Genomic DNA, 17,264 nt, shown 5'->3' with positions numbered 1-17,264 from the left:
AAAGCTGCTTCGGCAGCTTTTTTTGTGCCTAAAATTCACTCTGGAATGATAATTGTATATTATTTGCTAAGACCGACTTTTTTTAAGTGATTTTGATGCGTGTTTTATTGCCTTTAACATTACTCTTTTCCAGCCTGAGCATGGCTGAAGAGCCCATTGCAGCAGTACCTCTGTACTCAGAGAGCGAGTTAATTGGCTTGATCAATAAAAATGCACACCTAGCACGTGTAAAGGCAGATGATTGCCAGTTAGTACAAGATATCGAAGCACGAGCCAATAAAATGGCACTACCATCGTATCAGTTCTTGTATGGTGATATGTTAGCTTATGCGGTGTGTGTAGACCGCAATGTAGAATTAGGGGTTTATTATATGCGTCAGGCCGCTCAACAAGGGCTAAGCGCTGCATTAGAGCAACTTGGCCGCTACTATGATACAGGACGGCTCGTACAGCAAGATAAAGCCATGGCGGTAACCTATCTGCGTGAAGCGTCTGCGCAAGGCAACTTAAAAGCGCAAATGCGTTTAGTAAATCTGTTTAACCAAGGTTATGGCAGTCCACGTGATTATGAAGATGCCTACCGTTGGTTATTTCATTCAATGGTTGCTGATAAAGCTACTCACAAAAAAATCGAAAACTTACTAGCGAAGCTTGCTGAAAAGATGCCAGACAGCGTCGTTGAGCGCGCGCGTTTACCTATGTAGAAACATACAAATAAAAAGGCCAGCAGATGCTGGCCTCTTGTTATACCAATCCGCAATAATACTTAATCATTTTGAGGGATTAAACCTGTCGCTACCTGCGTTAAAAATTTCTCATTTAGAACAACTAAATAACGAAATTTTTGCCTTGTTATCAACAAGGTTTTCTTGCCTCAAAATAGACTATTTAATTAAGCGAATTGGTATTATTTCTCTTCTTTACTTTCTTTTGGTTTGCCGTTGTTTGGGTCTTTTAACACCGACAACTTAGGTGGTTGTAGCGCAACGATACGCTCACCTACTTGTGGTGTCTTTTCCATACTTGTCGTAAATGGGCGAATTTTAATTGGCGAATCGTCATCATCATTTTTTTCACCATTTAAAATGAACAGTGGGATTGCTTCGCTATTGATCTCTTTGTATTGCTCCCAACTAAATTCCTCAGAAATGCGAGTTGCACTGACTTTGCCGCCTTTGGCTATTAAGCTACTTAAGCGAGCGTACGCACCATTGTCTCCAAACAAAATCTGACGTGATAAGAACGTCGCACTGTCTTTGTTTGCTTTAGCATGGTTAGTTGAAGAGCGCAGTGAAAACACGTCTTTTTCGTCGAGTAAATGCGAGAAATATTGCACGCCCAATGCGTTGTGATGACGGTTAGGCGATAGCGCTAATACGCTACGAATCGTCGTTAATGGTAAATAACGCTCTGCATGTTCTGATTGCGGGTTACCATAGTAACAAGGTAAGCCGTCCATGCGCGCCATTTTACAGTTTTCCCATGCAGGATCAGACAAGTGCACCGGAATGTTTTGATCTTTTAAGCCACAAGCAATAGCACGTGCTACATGGTTTGCACCAATAATTAATATGGTATTTGGAGCAGGCTGGCGTACTTTTAATAGTTTAGCTAATGGCGTTGCTGTCAGGCTTTGTAGTACCACTGTTACTATGATCACAGTGAATATGAGTGGCACTATTTTTTCGGCGTCGGCAATGCCTGCTTCTACCATACTTAAAGCGAATACAGAGCCTACCGCCGCTGCAACAATGCCTCGTGGCGCAATCCACGATAGCACTAAGCGAGACTTTAGCGGTAAATCGGTTTTAAAGGTTGATATTGCAATGCATGCTGGACGTGCCACGAAGAGCACGATAGCTAAGAAAATAAATACATCGCTATGTAGCATCATTAAATCAGATAACTGTAGGCGGGCTGCAAGTAAGATGAATAGCGATGAAATTAAGATCATCGAAAGGTCTTCTTTAAACTCAAGTACTGAGTCAATTTCGAGCTCATCTTGATTAGCAAGCCAAATACCAAATACGGTTACAGCCAATAGACCAGATTCATGACTTAAGTGGTTAGACACAGTAAAACTAATTAAGACTAAAGCTAAAATACCAAATTTATGTAATTCGAAAGGGAGCCATTCGCGGCGTATCAGTAATGTAGTAAGCCAACCTGCAACCACACCAATTGTTAAACCCACCCCTAAAGTTTTAAATAGGGCGATAATGGTATGGCTTAGTACTTCGCCTTGACCTACAAGCATTACAGCTTCGAATACGAGTACAGCGAATAATGCGCCAATTGGGTCTATTACTATGCCTTCCCAGCGTAAAATACGATCGATATCTTGAGTAGGTCTCATAGAGTTTAACAGCGGTGCGATAACCGTAGGACCAGTAACGACAAGAACTGCACCAAGTACAGCGGCAACCCGCCAATTCAGCTCTAAAATCCAATAAGCACTTAGGCTTACCACCAAGCAAGTTGTGATCATCCCGATGGAGCAGAGGTTGCGAACAACCTTGCCGATACCTTTGAGCTCTCTAAAGTGCAGGGTAAGTGAACCCTCGAATAAGATCACCGCTACGCTTAAAGAAACCACAGGAAATAATAAATCCCCTAACAGTGCGTCAGGTTCAAGCACACCACTAAATGGTCCAAGTATTAAACCTGTTAGTAGTAAAAATAAAATAGCCGGTACACGAAACGCCCATGCTACCCACTGTGCTAATACAGAGCACAAGGCGATCCCTGCTATATAAATTGCTGACATAGAATGAATTATCCTTTAGTTACTACTATTTAAAAAATACCAACACCTTAGATAATCGTGTTTGAAGACGATAAACAGCCGCTGAACTTTTAAAAAATACTTATCTATTAAAGCCTACTCACCGTCATGGATACAAGCAAACTTGTTGCTTCAAATACGATTTTAGTCGTTATTACTACTTTTTGGACTATTTTGAAAACAAAAATCTGATTTGTTAATGAAAAATCATCAGATCGAAGATGTTGCGTCCTAAGTTACTGTTAAAAAATGTCTATTTTTACCATTTATGGTAAGTATAAAAGCCATGATTACTTTTTACACTTGATCTTTGACCCTGATTTCCCGTATTATATTTCGTGTTCAAACAATTTGATATCTAAATATTTATAAGCGTTGTCTTATACTTTCAGAGTTCTACCTCTAAATAATCAATTGTTTGTAACAGTTTTAGTGTTTTATACACTTTGTTTTCTAATTAAATAGAAATGAGCTTGTTAGTGTTCAGTGTGTATTTATTACGTGTTGAATAGAATTAAAGTTCATTATCTGGTCAATGTTTAGCTCCCATCGTGGCAGCTAAATCTCGGTCATACAATCTACACCCTATCTGTTGGTGTACCAGATTGTATAGGCTCTATGTATGTTGTTATTAATAAAAGCCGCACACAGCTTTTTACAGCGATACATAAACAACACTTATCTTTTTTTATCAACTTATGGTTTATAACCGTTTGGTCTACTGACTGAATAAAAGTTGTGCTATATCTAATCGCAGTATTTGCGTGGCGTAGTCGTGTGCATAGATAAGTCGTTTGGCAAAGTGATAATAGTCAGTGCGTTTAGTTGTGCTAAACGCGAGTCTTTTAATCAGTGGCAAATTGGCACTGAACAGATAGTAAAATGGAAAGTTGAACAGTTATGCAAAAGTTAAATTGGCGACGTATAGTACTAAAAGTAGGTAGCGCATTAATCGCACCCGAACAAGACGGGTGTCGCTCACGTTATTTACTGACCATTGCACAGTTCATCGTTCGCTGTCGAGCGCAAGGTATCGAAGTGATTTTAGTATCATCAGGTTCGGTAGCTGCTGGTTCGCATTTATTCCCAGAACAAGAAAAACGTTCAGTGACGATGAAAAAAGCAATGGCTGCTGCCGGTCAAACAGAAATGATGGCAATGTGGGATCGATTTTTTGATTTTCCTTCGGCACAGATTTTATTAACCCACGGTGACTTACGTGACCGTGAGCGTTATACCAGTATTCGTGAAACAGTTTTCACCTTACTTGAACATGGTGTATTACCTATCATTAATGAGAATGACACGGTAACGACCGATGATTTAAAAGTTGGCGACAATGATAACCTGTCGGCAATGGTCGCCGCAGCTGCGGATGCAGATGCATTGATGATTTTTTCGGATGTTGATGGTCTTTATGACAAAAATCCGAATTTACATGAAGATGCTGTGTTGCTTCCTGAAATTGAAAATATTGATGAATCAATTTATGCCATGGCCGGTTGTGCAACCAGTGCCGTTGGTACAGGTGGTATGAAAACGAAAATCGAAGCGGCTGAAAAAGCCACTTCACATGGTATTACAACTTTTATCTTAAATGGTTTTAAAGAAGAGACGTTTAATCGACTACTAGCGGGTGACAACCCAGGTACTATCTTCACACCATATGAAAAACCAATGCAAGAGGCTGTGCATTGGATGACTCACACAGCGAATGAGCAAGGTGAGGTTGTAGTCGAAGGTTCATTTGATGAATCATTAAAAGATGAAGACGGCTGTATTCGTAGCGACGAGATCGTTGCGGTGCACGGAGAATTTGGCGTAGGCGATACTATACTAGTTCGTAGTGATGATGGTACGCGTCTAGCAAAAGCAACAGCGAATTACAGTAGCTGTTTATTGAATTTTATTGCTGACAACGAGCAAAGTGAATTTAGCGAAAAAATGCAAGATTCAATCGGCCCAGTTGTTTCAGAGAAAGATATCGCATTATTGGAGAAGTCATGAGTTTAATTACGGATATTTCGAGTCAAGCTGCCAAAGCTGCAACCCAGTTAGCTTTACTTGATACTGCTACTAAGAATCAAGTTTTAGCTGAGATGGCACAGGCAATACGTGAAAGCAAAGCCTTTATCATCAAAGAAAACGAAAGCGATTTAGCGGCAGCACGTGATAATAACCTTGCTGCATCTATGATTGACCGATTAACGCTTAACGATGAGCGTATTGAAGCGATGGCTGAAGGTATTGAAGTCATTGTTAGTCTTGATGATCCTGTGGGTCAATTACGCGAAATTTCAGAGCGCCCGAATGGTATCAAGATCAGCAAGATGCGCGTACCACTTGGTGTTGTGTGCATGATTTATGAAGCACGTCCAAATGTGACGGCTGATGCTGGTGCATTATGCTTTAAATCAGGTAATGGTGTTATTTTACGTGGTGGTAAAGAAGCACTACGTAGTTCACAAGCGATCGCTAGTGTGATGCACAAAGTACTTGAGAAGCATGGTTTACCAGCAGCGTTGATTTCAGTGATCCCAGATCCAGACCGTGGTCTACTAATGGAACTGATGCAACAACGTGACACTATTGATTTAATCATCCCGCGTGGTGGTGAGGGTTTAATTAATTTTGTAACAGAAAACAGTACCATTCCAGTAATTCAGCACTTTAAAGGTGTTTGTCACCTTTATGTCGATAAAGACGCTGATCTGAATGTCGCTATCAACTTATTATTAAATGGTAAAACTCAGCGTACCGGTGTGTGCAATGCCCTAGAAGGTTTAGTGGTACACCAAGATATTGCAGATGAGTTTTTAAATCTATGTGCAGTGGTACTTCGTCAAGAAGGCGTAAAAGTAAACGCAGATGCTAAAGCTGCTGAATACTTTGATAATGCTACTGTGCTTGCTGATGATGAATTTGGTGAAGAGTATTTAGATTTAGAAATCGCAATCAAAGTTGTGCCAGATTTTGCTGGTGCAATTGATCATATTGCTAAGTTTGGTTCAAACCACACTGAAGTGATTTGTACTAAAGACCAAGCTGCGGCTGAGCTATTCCAACGCAGCGTTGATGCCTCTGTTGTGATGGTTAATGCGTCATCGCGTTTTTCTGATGGTTCACAGCTAGGTCTAGGTGCTGAGATTGGTATTGCGACAACTAAGCTACATGCTTACGGTCCAATGGGTCTTGAGTCACTTACGACTGAAAAATACTTAGTGAATGGCGAAGGTCAAATTCGTGAGTAACCGATAACAGGTGATCATTTTAAAAGCCGGGCTCTGCTCGGTTTTTTTATGTCTAAAACAAGTTTACTTTAATAAAGTAAAACGTATAAACGACTAGAAATATAAAAATTGGTTAGATAACTTAGTTTTGATTGTTAAATTCGGCAGGTTGCCTAAAGAAAGGTAGGAAAGTGGTGGAGCTAAGCAGGATCGAACTGCTGACCTCCTGCGTGCAAGGCAGGCGCTCTCCCAGCTGAGCTATAGCCCCACATTCCTAAAATACAGGATGCTTAAGTCTTGCGTCTCAAGCGGGGTGAACTTTAAATATTTTTACATATTTGGTCAAGTATTTTTTTTAAAATGTTCGAATTTTTACTCTATTGTTTTATTTTTGGTAGACTAAAGCGCATTCACTGTACAAGGCTTATCCAATAATGAAAAAAATAGCATGGCTTTTGGTTGTTTTACTTACCGGTTGCGCAAGCCAAGGAGAAGCACCTCCATTTGAAATTAATAATAAGCAGTTTTATGAAAAAAATGACGACCAAGGCAATAAAATTTTTGCCTATGTGGTGTCAGTTAAAGCACAAGGAAGACAGCCAATTAACCTTGATAAGCCAATGACACGCAGGCAGTTTAAAGACTTTGCCGAGCAAGAAGTATTTGAAGAATCGAGCAACTTAAAACTTATGCTCGAAGATCAAGCGGTCGAATTATTAAATAAAGAACTTAAAGAACGGAAGTACTGCGACGATAAACACGTTATTGACGAAGTATTATGGCGTGATTTAAGTGTGCAATTACGAGGACGTTGTTTGTAAATGTATGCAGATAAAAATAAGTTAGCTGCTACGCTAGCTCAATTAGATATTAACTATGATGTGATTGAGCATCCACCGTTACATGGTAGTTTAGATGCCGATAAATTTATGCTCGATAGACCGGGCACACGATTAAAAAACCTGTTTTTACGAGATAACGAAGGCAAGCGGCATTTTTTAGTGATCACTGCCCATGACAAGCAGCTTGACTTAAAAGCCATTGCTCAGCAGCAAGGGTTATCTCGTTTAGGATTTGCATCTGATGAGCGGTTAGCGCGTTATCTGAAAGTGCCACCGGGCTGTGTTTCTATGCTGGCACTTTTAAACGACAAACAAAATAATGTTACCCTTTGGCTAGACCAAGAAATTTGGTTCAACGAGCTTTTTCATTGTCACCCTTTTGAAAATACCGCGACATGGTTGATGAAAAAAGATGACTTAGAGCTATTTTTTGCAAGTACTGGGCATCAGCCTCGTATCGTATTTCTTCCAGCCAAATAAACTAAGCTTAAACCCACTAAGCAAACTAAAAGTAGCACGGTCATAAAGGCAACTTGGCCGTGTTGCTGATATACCAGTCCAGGCAATAACGAACCGAGTGCGCCACCGCTGTAATAAAACGATACATAACCCCCATTGGTGACACTTGCAGGTGCACTGCTGATTTTATTTACTAATGGCGCCGCACTTGAGTGGATCACGAACATTGCGCCACAAAAGCCGGTAAAAGCAATAACAAAAAGTATTAACTGCTGACTCATCAGTAGCACCATGGTCAGACTATAGAATACAAATACCCAAGTTAATAAACGCCAAGGTGTTGATGACTTTCGTAACAGCCAAGGTGTAGCTATGGATGCGAGTGCACCAAGCAAGTAACCGCTGTAAACCAGCCCGATATCTCGGGTATTAGTGATAGCAAAACTGTCTTGTAGGATGAAAGGTAAATAATTCAATAGCGCTGCAAAGCAAAAGAACATACAAAAAATCGCTCCATATAGCTTTAATACCTGCGGATCTTTTAATTGTTTTAGATACAACAGAGGCGATTTGGCTGCATGAATGCTCGCACCTTTGCTTGATTTTGGAATGGTGATTGCAAACAGTACTAACCCTAACGCAATCACATAATAAAAGCTTTGCCAGCTCAAAAAGTCAGTAAATAAGGCCGCGAGTATACGTCCAAAGTAACCGCCGACGATGGTGCTGCCAATGTATAGGGTCATATTACGCTGTAATTGGTCGGCCTGATAAGTTACACCAATATAACTGGTCATGGCTGTGAGAGCCGCTGGGAGAGTGAGCCCTTGAATAAAGCGAACCAGTAATAGCAATTCAAAACTAGGTGCTAAGGTAAAAGCGACACAGCTTATTGCTAGCACAAACATAGCAATCTTTAAAATTGTTAACGGATTTCGTTTTGCTAAAAACAAGCCATACACTAAAGGGGCGATAGCCAATGGCAGCATGGTCGCTGTCATTAAGCTACCTGCAGTGGCTGGCAATACAGAAAAATAGTTGGCAAATAATCCAAGCAAGGGTTGTGGGGCGTATAAAACAAAGAAAATAAATACAGAGCAAAGTAACAAATGTCGCAGCTGCATTTTAAGCTCCCGAGAGGAAAAGCCCTAGCTTATCGGGTACAGGGTTTTTTACAAGTTCAAAGGCGACTAAAATTATAAATCTTGCGTTAAATCAATATGTCATGATTTCATCGCGTGTTAATCTCACTGCAATATACTCGATTGCTGTGAATCAAGTGGGCTCAGTACTGTTATTTGTTGGCAGAGCTGATTAAAATAACCCTAATACGCATTAATAAATTGGAATTTCGTCATGGGTTCATTACAAGATCAATTACTTAAGGCTGGCCTTACTACGTCACACAAAGCTAAAGTAGCCAAAACAGAGAAGCGCAAGCAGCAAAAGAAGAAAAAGAAAGGCGCAACGAGTAATCCTAGCGATCTACAAAAACATATAGAGCAAACTAAGCTAGAGCAACAGAAAAAAGCTGATGAGCTTAATCAAGCGCGTTTAGAAGAGCAGAAACAACGTGAGCAAGTGGCTCGCGTTAAGCAGATTTTAGAGCATCACAATCAAGAAGAGATCCGTGGAGATCGTACATTTAACTTCACTTATCAAAATAAAGTGAAAGAGCTCGAAGTAAACGAAAAAACACAGAAGGCCCTAGCTGGTGGCCGTTTAGCAATTTGTGTTTTAGAAGGCCAATTTTTTGTACTGGAAGACGAACCAGCACGAAAAGTCGCTGAAGTCAGCGAAGATTATATAGTGTTCCATGTTGAGCCTGAAGATAAGCAAAAGGATGAAGATGATCCGTATGCTGATTTTGAAGTACCTGATGATTTAATTTGGTAGTTATTGTTTCGATTGCCATTACAATTTTCGGGTGCAATATTGTTAAATCATGGTCTACACTAAAGAAAATGTTTAATAACCCGTCAAAAAAGAGAAGATACAAATGAGCAAGATCACGAAAATTTTATGTGGGGCTGGCATTGCAATGGCTGCAAGCCTATCTTTTAATACTATGGCTGCCGATGGTGCAACACTTTACACAGCTAAGCTTTGTCAAACTTGTCATGGTGCAGAAGGTAAAGCACCTATCATGCCTCAGTACCCTAAGTTAAACGGTCAAAATAAAGAGTACTTACTAGCCCAAATGAAAGATATCAAATCAGGTGCGCGTAGTAACGGTATGACTGCTGCAATGAAAGCGATGGTTGCAAATGTATCTGAAGAAGAAATGTCTGCAATTGCTGATTACTTATCGCAAGTAAAATAAGCGCTAATTGAGTGAAAAAGGCCACATCAATTGATGTGGCCTTTTTGTATCAACTATTGATCATCCATTAATAGTAATTTAGACTTCTATACATCTATTTGTGCAGTGTCACATATACAAGGTTTTCCATGTTTGACTTACCAAAACTCGATTTAAAAAATAAAGTATCTGAACAAGAATGGCAGCTACGTGTTGATCTAGCTGCATGCTACCGTTTAGTTGATCATTTTCGATGGGGTGATTTAATTTACACCCACCTATCGGCGCGTTTACCAGGCACAGATCACTATTTAGTTAATGCATTTGGTTTAAGTTTTGACGAAGTGACTGCATCAAATCTTGTGAAGGTAGATTTAGCTGGCAATATTCTTGATGACACGCCGTTTAAAATTAATCCGGCAGGTTTTACCATTCACAGTGCTATTCATGAAGTACGTGATGACGCTCACTGTGTAATTCATTTACATACAAAAGAGACCATTGCCGTTGCAACGCAAGAAAAAGGCCTGTTACCACTAAGCCAATACTCAATGTTCTCATTACCATCATTGTCTTATCATGGCTACGAAGGGTTAGCGGTAAACAGTGACGAGAAAAAGCGTTTACAGGATGACTTAGGCACCACTAATCACATGCTATTGGTTAACCATGGTGGCTTAACCGTGGGACCAACAGTAGGTGATGCCTTTATGCGCTTTTATGATTTGCAGCGCGCCTGTGAAATTCAATTGGCTATTCAAGCCAGTGGCCAAACGGCAATCCCAGTACCACAACCTATTATCGATAATATTTATAATCAAGCGAATGTCGTGCATAGCGGCAGCACCGGTGGCCAGTTAGCTTGGCCAGCAATGCTACGTAAAGCTTATCGTCTTGATCCTAGTTTTGCTCAGTAAGGAGTAGCCATGAAAGTTAATCGCGTCGAAGTGTTCGATATTCATTGTCCAGAAAGACCAGCTTGGACACCTGTTTTTGTGCGTATTCACACTGATGAAGGTATTAGCGGTGTGGGGGAAGCGGGTCTTGCTTATGATTTAGGTCATAGCGCAGCAGCGGCAATGATCAAAGAAATGGCTGATGCCTTTTTAATTGGTCATGACCCATTTCAAACAGAAAAACTGTGGTCACGAATGCTACGCGAAAGCTTTTGGGGTTTAGGTGGTGGTCCTGTTGTGTATGCAGCAATGAGCGCCATTGATACTGCGCTTTGGGATATAAAAGGTAAAGCATTAGGTTTACCTGTTTATCAGCTATTAGGCGGTAAAGTTAACGATAAGCTACGTACTTACGCATCACAATTACAGTTTGACTGGGACAGCGAATTTAAAGCGCTTGTTCACCCAGAAGAATACGCAGAAGCAGCGCTTAAGGCGATGGCTGAAGGTTATGATGCGGTAAAAGTTGATCCAATTCAGTACGATAAAAACGGCAATACTTATTATGATCGTACTAACATTATTTCTCGTGCAGAAATGAAGTTATATCGTGCGCGTATGCAAGCTATTCGTGAAGCGGTCGGTGACGAAGTTGATATTATTTTTGAATGTCACAGCTTACCAGGTGCGACATCAGCAATTCAAATAGGTGAGATTGCTGAAGAGTTCGATTGTATGTATTACGAAGAGCCAGTGAACTACTTAAATCATTCATTACATGCAAAAGTTGCCGACAAAGTTGCCGTGCCAATTGCGGGCGGTGAACGTTTGTATAATCGCTGGGGTGTGCGTCCATACCTAGAAGATCAAAGTATTGATGTGCTACAGCCAGACTTAGGTCTATGTGGTGGTTTCACCGAAACTAAAAAAGTGTGTGATTATGCAGATATTTTCGATGTGCGCATTCAAGCTCACGTGTGTGGTGGACCAGTAGCAACCGCAGCTTCGTTACACCTAGAAACCGCAATTCCTAACTTCTTAATTCACGAACATCACACCTATGCGATTAAAAAGTGGAACCGTGAGTTATGTATTCAAGATCCACAGCCTAAAAATGGTTTCTTCCAAGTATCAGAAGAGCCAGGGATCGGTATTGAGCTGAATGACGAAGTTGTTATGCGCTCACAGCGTGTTGAGATTAAGTAATACTAATTCACAATATCAGAGTTAAAATTAAATGTTGAATATTGAAAAAGGCCCGTTAGGGCCTTTTTTGTGAAAAAATGTAATTGTTAATATTTATGTATTAGGCTTTTTTATTAAATAATAGGTATGTTTAAGCTGAATGCCGAATCAAAGTTTGCTAGTTTTAATGTTAAATGTTTTGGTTTATTTTGATGTTTTTAATATAATCCATCTCTGTATTGTTTATGTTTCTGAAATTATACCAGTTAAAGCCCTGTGATTACATAAAGTTACATTTAGTCCCTGATTCTAATAAATATGGTTTTTTTGTAATATATTTGTGTTTTTTAATTTACATTCTTGTTTCATTTTACTAATGTAATTGTGCCTATTTTATAGGCGCAAATAATTATAATTTAAACAGGGATACAAAAATGAAATCAATGTTTCGGAAAAGCATAACAGCGATAGCAGTTACTGCATCGCTAGGTTTAGCCCTTCCTGCATCTGCATCGGACGTAATTGGTTCTGTTCAGAATGTGGCAAATACCTCTTCTTACACTGTAAAAGTTAAAAACCCAGCAACAGGTTTAGAACGTACTTTAAATATTTCAGAAAATGGAACGTTCCGCTTTGCATCATTACCTTCAGGTAACTATGACATTCAGATTCTAAAAGACGGTAATATTGTTGCTGAAGACAAAGTGCGTGTTTCTTTAGGTGCTAACTCAAAGGCAAACTTTGATTTAGCAAGTGTTGCAAGCTCAGGCCCTGAAGTTATTCAAGTTGTTGGTGCACGTATTTCATCAATAGATTTATCGACAGCTGACTCAGGCTTGGTTATTACCGATGCTGAAATCGATCGTATGCCTATCAGTCGTGATCTTACTTCGGTTGCATTATTAGCGCCTGGTGCAGTTAAAGGTGATAGTGCATTTGGTAACACTGCGTCATTTGGTGGTTCATCTGTTGCGGAAAATGCTTGTTATATCAATGGTCTTGAAGTAACAAATACACGTCAAGGTCTAGGCTGTGGTGAAGTACCATTCGAATTTTATGACCAATTCCAAGTAAAAACGGGTGGTTACTCAGCGAAGTTTGGCCGTGCGACGGGTGGTACGATTAACACCACAACCAAAAGTGGTACCAATGAATGGGAATTCTCTGCAGTTGTACAATATTCTCCTGACTCACTTCAAGAAGAGGGTTCTATTTCACGTGGTAACCAAGGCGCCGGACAAATTTTCCGAGACGAAAGCGTAGCTTCTGATAATAGCGCGGATGTCACTTTAGCAGTGGGTGGTCCGTTAATTGAAGATACTTTATTCTTCTATGGCTTAGTAAACCCTCGTGATACAGAGTCTACATACACTTGGGGAGGTGACGAATTCTCACCAAACGATCAATATCGTAAAGAATCAGCATCAGGCGGTGATAACCTTTTCTGGGGTGGTAAGCTTGATTGGGATATTACGGATAACCATCGCTTGAGCTATTTTGCTTACTCAAACCGTCGTGATATTGAGCGCTCTGTTTTTGAGTATGACAATGGTGCGATTGGTGAGCGTATTGATGGCGCACTTCTAAAACGTGGTGGTAAAGCACAAAGCTTAAGCTATACAGGTATCTTAACAGAAGACCTAGTAGTTACAGCAATGGCTGGTAATATCAAAACTGAATATGAAACTCAGTCTGAAAATCTAGTTTGTCCAAGTGTCACTGACTCGCGTGGTACTTCAAACCCAATCACTGGCTGTGGTGCTGGTGGTAGTTTTGGAGCAAATAACGATGACAACACACAATACCGCTTAGATGTTGAGTATGTGTGGGATGCACACGAAATTAGCTTTGGTATCGATTATCAAGAGCGTAAATCAGAGCGAATCAGCCAACCAATTGGTGGCCATAGCTATGATTATCGTACGCTTGCAGATAATGGTAGCTGGCAAGCTGATAATGGTGCACTAACCAATAACACAGGTGCTGCACTTGATTATGTTGAAGATCGTATCTTTGACGGTGGTGGTAGCTTTGAGTCAGAATTAACCGCTTACTACCTTGAAGATCACTGGCAAGTAACTGATGATTTTGCTGTTAAAGTTGGCCTACGTATCGACGAATTCGATAGCTGGGGTACGACAGGCAAGTTATTAACAAGCTTTAAAACAGACATTGCTCCTCGCTTAGGTTTCACATGGGATCCAACAGGTACGGGTGATACGAAAGTGTACGGTACATATGGTCGTTACTATTTACCAGTTGCTAATAATACGATTTTCCGTGCGGCATCAGGTGTAAGTGATATCACGACTGCTTATACGTATACGGGTGTTGATCCAACAACAGGCGCACCAACAGGCCTTGCTCCTTTAGCTGATACTATCGGTAGTGGTGGTTTAGCAAACTCACAACAAGTGAGTGGTGTACCTGTTATTCCGGAAAAAGATATTTTCCAAGCAAAAGAAGCGGATCCGTTCTCTAAAGATGAGTACATCATTGGTGTGCAACAAGCACTTAATGATGAATACACTGTTGGTTTAAAAGGTACGTATCGTGAAGTTGCAACTGCACTTGATGATTACTGTGGCCGTTACGCATATCCATACTGCGTCATGATCAACCCTGGCTCTACATCAAGCTGGTACAGCGATGGTTATTACTGGAATGGTACTGATTGGGGTGATTCAAGCTTTGATAATGACGGTGTTCCAGATGCAGGTTCACTAACAACTTACTCAGCTGAAACAATCGGCTTACCGAAAGCAAATAATGAGTATACGTCAGTTGAATTTAGCCTAGATTACCGCGCGGAAACTATTCGTTACCAATTTGGTTATACTTGGGCACGTAGTGTAGGTAACTTCGAAGGTGCTGTTAAGTCTGACATCGGCCAAGCTGATGCGGGTATTACACAAGACTTCGACTTCCCAGCAGTAATGGATGGTTCACAAGGTTATCAACCTAACGATCGTCGTCACACATTTAAGTTCTTCGGTAGCTGGGAACCAGTTGAAAACTTAATTGTTGGTTGGAATGCAACACTACAAAGTGGTCGTCCACAAAGCTTGTTCGGTCAAGGTTATCCATCAAAAGATCCAAACCTAAATGGTGGCTGGGGTGATACTTTCTACATCTATACCAATGATTGTCCAGACACAAATGGTGATGGCGAATGTCAACAAGACGAAAAAATCTATGAGCAGCACACTCGTGGTACAGCGGGTCGTACTCCTTGGACGTTTAACTTAGATTTATCAGCTGCATATGACTTTACAGTATCTGATATTGATATGCGTGCAACTATTAACGTATTTAACGTACTTAATAGCCAAGAGATGACATCTGCGAATGAGCATTATGAGCAAAATGAGGGTGAAGTTAACTCTTATTATGGTTCTGCGTATACATGGCAAGCACCTCGCTCTGTTCGTTTAGGATTTGAAGCTCGCTTCTAATCATAAGAACAATCAATTTGATTGTCCCCCGACTAAAAAAGCCCGTAAGGGCTTTTTTTATATCTGTTTATTTAGTTTAGATTAGTCTGTCGGTTTGCATTTTACCAAAGGAAGAGGCTCGGTGGCTTTACTATCTAAATGGCGTACAAAACACATTTGGTTTTTTATTAACAGCTCAAAACGTTCAGGCATATCTGGGTAAGACCCATGGTTGGACTTCTCTGGTATAGCAGCGTTATTCAAGCTTTCAATAACAAGTATGCTGCTATTGATAAACGCATCTTCGGCTACGTTAACAGGCTTACTGTGCATTAGCCTTGCTATGCCAAGTGCTATTAGCTCACTTTGCGGCTCTGTTAGCTGTGCATGTTGTAGTTTTGGAGTGGGTTCTTGCTTAGAACTACAGCCAAATAAGACACTAACTAGTAAAAGGCTGGTAATAGAGGCTTTCATTAATACTCCTGAACAAGCAAACAGATTTTAGACTTGATGCTTGTTCGCTTTATAAGTTTTAACTTTATTGAATATAGCTATTTTTTAAACAATTTGATAGATTTCACGGGCGTTTTTATAGCTTAGTTTTTGCCATAAACTCTGCTCGGAGCACAATGAGTGATAGTGATGCCAACAGTTTTCGTAACTGGTATTTATTTGGCAAACAGGGAAATTACTTGCAAACATCACACGATGTTCACCAAAGTACTTAACTAAATTATTAACCAGCCAAAGGTGTTTGTTTACGGCTATTTGCGTGAATTCTAAGCCTGAGAACTTTATCGCGATATTATCGCAGTGGCTGAGTTTAATGATTGCTTCAAGCCATGTTTTCTCATCACTAATAAAGCCTAAATGATTAATAACCACACGTAATGATGGCAGGGCTGTGCAATACTTAATAAGCTGCTCAGTTGTCTGCATGTTTTCAATTTCAAACTGTGCTTCAAAGTGTAAATTTTCGCCTGCGAGCATGGCTAGGTTGTCTTGGCAGTGAGGAGTTAATAAGCGCTTGGCTTCATCACCTTCGGTTATATCGCGAATACCAACCAAAGATGGATGATCTAACTCATTGAGTGACGCTTCAAAGTGTTTGGTAGATGCGTCAATCACACTGTAGCTGATTGCTCGATAGGGAATGTCATTTAAATGCGTTGCAAGCCAATTAAGCTCATTCACTGGCGCTTGATTATCAAAGCCAGCTTCAATATGCACCAAGGCTTCTAGTTGAAATGGACAAGCGGCTTTAAGTTCTGAGCTAGTAATTTGCTTTTTAATTTTATCTAGATTTGGCCAAGAGGGGGGATTGCTACCTTGTAGCCAAGTGTATTGACCCTCAGTGAGGTTAAAAAAGTGCACATGGGGGTCAATTATTTTGTCGCTCATTGCGTGGTGTATCCACCATCAATACTTTGTAAGCTACCAGTAATAAAGCTCGCTTCTGGGCTTATTAAAAAGTTCACCAAAGCAGCAATTTCTTCTGGTTGACCTAAACGCCCTAGCGGTTGCAGCGCGGCTTCTTCAGCAACAACCTCTGCTTTATCGGCACCACTGCGTTTACAGTAGGCATCAATCGCATTATGAAACAGTGGTGTTTCTATTGTACCCGGACACACTGCGTTAGCACGAATATTAAACGCGGCATAATCGAGTGCTGTCGTTTTTGCCATGGAAGCTAGCGCGTGCTTGGTTAGGTTATAAGCAAACGAGTTTGGTTTGCCAATAATTGCCTGATCAGAGGCAACCAACACGATACTGCCGCTTTGCTGGATTTTCATACTAGGTAATACGGCTTGAATTGCTGCATAGGCACCTTTCACATTGAGCGCAAACAGGGCATCAAACGTTGCTTCATCGGTGTTTTCAATGTTGGCACTTAGATGACGACCCGCATTAGAGATTAAGGCATCGACACGGCCCGTCTGTGCAATGATATCGGTGATAACCGATTTCACCTGCTGAGTATCACTGACGTCACAGTGGTGATAATTGCCCTCAGACGGGGTGATATCTAAGTTGTAAACGGTGTATGCTTCACGTTCTAAACGCTCTACTATAGCTTTGCCTATGCCTTTACTGCCACCTGTGACAATTGCAACGTTTGTCATCATTTACC

The 17,264-nt window shown here is 40.6% G+C and carries 15 protein-coding genes and 1 tRNA gene; 10 read left to right on the top strand and 6 right to left on the bottom strand.

The features are described 5' to 3' along the window. The first annotated feature begins 95 nt into the window (after window positions 1-95). Window positions 96-704 carry a tetratricopeptide repeat protein gene (locus tag QUE86_RS06205; protein ID WP_130050386.1) on the top strand — a complete coding sequence of 203 codons (609 nt, stop codon included), beginning with the start codon at window positions 96-98 and terminating at the stop codon, window positions 702-704. Between the two features lie 203 nt (window positions 705-907). On the opposite strand, the gene QUE86_RS06200 is transcribed toward QUE86_RS06205, so the two are convergent. Beyond that, entirely contained in the window at window positions 908-2,767 is a 1,860-nt protein-coding gene (locus QUE86_RS06200) for a cation:proton antiporter (RefSeq protein ID WP_250661334.1), read from the bottom strand. A 918-nt stretch (window positions 2,768-3,685) separates the two neighbouring features. On the opposite strand from QUE86_RS06200, the gene proB reads away from it, so the two are divergent. Both proB and QUE86_RS06190 read left to right on the top strand, forming a co-directional pair. Then, a complete protein-coding gene (proB, locus tag QUE86_RS06195) occupies window positions 3,686-4,792 on the top strand; it encodes a glutamate 5-kinase (protein WP_130050388.1) in 1,107 nt (368 codons plus the stop codon). Continuing rightward, window positions 4,789-6,036 carry a glutamate-5-semialdehyde dehydrogenase gene (locus QUE86_RS06190; protein ID WP_286259943.1) on the top strand — a complete coding sequence of 416 codons (1,248 nt, stop codon included), beginning with the start codon at window positions 4,789-4,791 and terminating at the stop codon, window positions 6,034-6,036. The genes proB and QUE86_RS06190 overlap by 4 nt, the downstream gene beginning before the upstream one ends. 171 nt (window positions 6,037-6,207) lie before the next feature. Here the strand turns inward: QUE86_RS06190 and QUE86_RS06185 are convergent. Further along, window positions 6,208-6,283, bottom strand: a tRNA-Ala gene (locus QUE86_RS06185). A 166-nt stretch (window positions 6,284-6,449) separates the two neighbouring features. Here QUE86_RS06185 and QUE86_RS06180 point away from each other — a divergent pair. Together QUE86_RS06180 and QUE86_RS06175 are read left to right on the top strand one after the other, a co-directional pair. Further along, window positions 6,450-6,836 carry a putative periplasmic lipoprotein gene (locus QUE86_RS06180; protein ID WP_130050390.1) on the top strand — a complete coding sequence of 129 codons (387 nt, stop codon included), beginning with the start codon at window positions 6,450-6,452 and terminating at the stop codon, window positions 6,834-6,836. Beyond that, a complete protein-coding gene (locus tag QUE86_RS06175; protein ID WP_130050391.1) occupies window positions 6,837-7,337 on the top strand; it encodes a prolyl-tRNA synthetase associated domain-containing protein in 501 nt (166 codons plus the stop codon). Here QUE86_RS06175 and QUE86_RS06170 read toward each other — a convergent pair. Beyond that, window positions 7,304-8,440 carry an MFS transporter gene (locus QUE86_RS06170; protein ID WP_130050392.1) on the bottom strand — a complete coding sequence of 379 codons (1,137 nt, stop codon included), beginning with the start codon at window positions 8,438-8,440 and terminating at the stop codon, window positions 7,304-7,306. The two genes, QUE86_RS06175 and QUE86_RS06170, sit on opposite strands and share 34 nt — an antisense overlap. 232 nt (window positions 8,441-8,672) lie before the next feature. Between QUE86_RS06170 and QUE86_RS06165 the strand changes: the two genes are divergently transcribed. From QUE86_RS06165 to QUE86_RS06145, 5 genes are all read left to right on the top strand, one after another. Beyond that, on the top strand, window positions 8,673-9,212 hold the full coding sequence (locus QUE86_RS06165) for a DUF2058 domain-containing protein (RefSeq protein WP_130050393.1): 540 nt from the start codon (window positions 8,673-8,675) through the stop codon (window positions 9,210-9,212). Between the two features lie 103 nt (window positions 9,213-9,315). Beyond that, window positions 9,316-9,639: a c-type cytochrome gene (locus QUE86_RS06160; RefSeq protein ID WP_130050394.1), complete on the top strand. Its 324-nt coding sequence runs from the start codon at window positions 9,316-9,318 to the stop codon at window positions 9,637-9,639. Between the two features lie 128 nt (window positions 9,640-9,767). After that, entirely contained in the window at window positions 9,768-10,535 is a 768-nt protein-coding gene (locus QUE86_RS06155) for a class II aldolase/adducin family protein (protein ID WP_130050395.1), read from the top strand. A 9-nt stretch (window positions 10,536-10,544) separates the two neighbouring features. Continuing rightward, entirely contained in the window at window positions 10,545-11,720 is a 1,176-nt protein-coding gene (locus QUE86_RS06150) for a mandelate racemase/muconate lactonizing enzyme family protein (protein ID WP_167658405.1), read from the top strand. Window positions 11,721-12,133: 413 nt separating this feature from the next. After that, window positions 12,134-15,154 (top strand): TonB-dependent receptor, encoded by a 3,021-nt coding sequence (locus QUE86_RS06145; RefSeq protein ID WP_130050397.1) that lies wholly within the window; start codon window positions 12,134-12,136, stop codon window positions 15,152-15,154. Window positions 15,155-15,235: 81 nt separating this feature from the next. Here the strand turns inward: QUE86_RS06145 and QUE86_RS06140 are convergent, their stop codons facing one another. The 3 genes from QUE86_RS06140 to QUE86_RS06130 form a co-directional block, all read right to left on the bottom strand. Then, complete coding sequence (locus tag QUE86_RS06140; RefSeq protein ID WP_205987921.1) at window positions 15,236-15,607, bottom strand: hypothetical protein; 372 nt, start codon at window positions 15,605-15,607, stop codon at window positions 15,236-15,238. 84 nt (window positions 15,608-15,691) lie between these two features. After that, window positions 15,692-16,534, bottom strand: coding sequence for an amidohydrolase family protein (locus QUE86_RS06135; protein WP_130050398.1), 843 nt, complete (start codon window positions 16,532-16,534; stop codon window positions 15,692-15,694). Then, on the bottom strand, window positions 16,531-17,256 hold the full coding sequence (locus tag QUE86_RS06130) for an SDR family NAD(P)-dependent oxidoreductase (protein WP_130052235.1): 726 nt from the start codon (window positions 17,254-17,256) through the stop codon (window positions 16,531-16,533). Before QUE86_RS06130 ends, QUE86_RS06135 begins: the two co-directional genes overlap by 4 nt. Between the last annotated feature and the right edge of the window lie 8 nt (window positions 17,257-17,264).

This window comes from Pseudoalteromonas apostichopi (assembly GCF_030297135.1).
Lineage (GTDB): Bacteria > Pseudomonadota > Gammaproteobacteria > Enterobacterales > Alteromonadaceae > Pseudoalteromonas > Pseudoalteromonas apostichopi.
Note: the sequence above shows the minus strand (reverse complement) of the source record. Positions and strands in the feature narration are given on the sequence as shown.

Excerpts from the sequence above, each read along its gene's own strand:
- QUE86_RS06205 (WP_130050386.1), top strand. The coding sequence starts at position 96 with ATGCGTGTTTTATTGCCTTTAACATTACTCTTTTCCAGCCTGAGCATG.
- QUE86_RS06200 (WP_250661334.1), bottom strand. The coding sequence starts at position 2,767 with ATGTCAGCAATTTATATAGCAGGGATCGCCTTGTGCTCTGTATTAGCA.
- proB (WP_130050388.1), top strand. The coding sequence starts at position 3,686 with ATGCAAAAGTTAAATTGGCGACGTATAGTACTAAAAGTAGGTAGCGCA.
- QUE86_RS06190 (WP_286259943.1), top strand. The coding sequence starts at position 4,789 with ATGAGTTTAATTACGGATATTTCGAGTCAAGCTGCCAAAGCTGCAACC.
- QUE86_RS06180 (WP_130050390.1), top strand. The coding sequence starts at position 6,450 with ATGAAAAAAATAGCATGGCTTTTGGTTGTTTTACTTACCGGTTGCGCA.
- QUE86_RS06175 (WP_130050391.1), top strand. The coding sequence starts at position 6,837 with ATGTATGCAGATAAAAATAAGTTAGCTGCTACGCTAGCTCAATTAGAT.
- QUE86_RS06170 (WP_130050392.1), bottom strand. The coding sequence starts at position 8,440 with ATGCAGCTGCGACATTTGTTACTTTGCTCTGTATTTATTTTCTTTGTT.
- QUE86_RS06165 (WP_130050393.1), top strand. The coding sequence starts at position 8,673 with ATGGGTTCATTACAAGATCAATTACTTAAGGCTGGCCTTACTACGTCA.
- QUE86_RS06160 (WP_130050394.1), top strand. The coding sequence starts at position 9,316 with ATGAGCAAGATCACGAAAATTTTATGTGGGGCTGGCATTGCAATGGCT.
- QUE86_RS06155 (WP_130050395.1), top strand. The coding sequence starts at position 9,768 with ATGTTTGACTTACCAAAACTCGATTTAAAAAATAAAGTATCTGAACAA.
- QUE86_RS06150 (WP_167658405.1), top strand. The coding sequence starts at position 10,545 with ATGAAAGTTAATCGCGTCGAAGTGTTCGATATTCATTGTCCAGAAAGA.
- QUE86_RS06145 (WP_130050397.1), top strand. The coding sequence starts at position 12,134 with ATGAAATCAATGTTTCGGAAAAGCATAACAGCGATAGCAGTTACTGCA.
- QUE86_RS06140 (WP_205987921.1), bottom strand. The coding sequence starts at position 15,607 with ATGAAAGCCTCTATTACCAGCCTTTTACTAGTTAGTGTCTTATTTGGC.
- QUE86_RS06135 (WP_130050398.1), bottom strand. The coding sequence starts at position 16,534 with ATGAGCGACAAAATAATTGACCCCCATGTGCACTTTTTTAACCTCACT.
- QUE86_RS06130 (WP_130052235.1), bottom strand. The coding sequence starts at position 17,256 with ATGACAAACGTTGCAATTGTCACAGGTGGCAGTAAAGGCATAGGCAAA.